Source organism: Halorubrum sp. SP3 (assembly GCF_005435195.1).
In the GTDB taxonomy this organism is placed as follows: domain Archaea; phylum Halobacteriota; class Halobacteria; order Halobacteriales; family Haloferacaceae; genus Halorubrum; species Halorubrum sodomense.
This window is the reverse complement of record NZ_SGTU01000327.1, coordinates 1-496: the sequence shown is the minus strand read 5'-3', so window position 1 is coordinate 496 and position 496 is coordinate 1. Positions and strand designations below refer to the sequence as shown.

Below are 496 nucleotides of genomic sequence, written 5' to 3'. Positions count from 1 at the left end.
CAGGATGGCGACCCCCATCCCGAGCAGCACCGCGAACAGCAGCACGCCGCCCGAGATGTTGATGAGAAGCAGCGCGATCTTCGCCGGGATTCCGGTCGTGCTGAAGAGGTTCACGACGCCGCTGATGACGACGAGGATGATCGCGATGGGCGCCAGGATGATCGCGCCGCGCCGGATCCCGTGAACGGTGTTTTTCACCTGCGTGACGAGTTCGCTGACCGGGCTGACGCCCGAGCTGTCGACGACCCGCTGGAGCGGCGGCATGAGCGTCCCCGTGATCATCATCGCGACCACCGTGTACAGCGCGGAGGTCATCACGGTGTACTGCGCGATGCCGAGCAGGTAGATGAGGATCCCGAACGGGACGCCGAACCGGATGGCCTCGAACACCTTCTTCTCGGTCGAGAGCGTCTCGTCGAAGAACTCGGAGAACTCCATGTCCTGGCTGCTGGAGTCCGAGATGGCGAGGTAGTGGACCGCGATGGAGATGGAGACG

General features: G+C 63.9%; 1 pseudogene. It reads right to left on the bottom strand.

The features are described from left to right. Nucleotides 1-496 (bottom strand): annotated as a pseudogene (locus tag EXE42_RS16715) (C4-dicarboxylate ABC transporter permease); the annotation flags it as partial.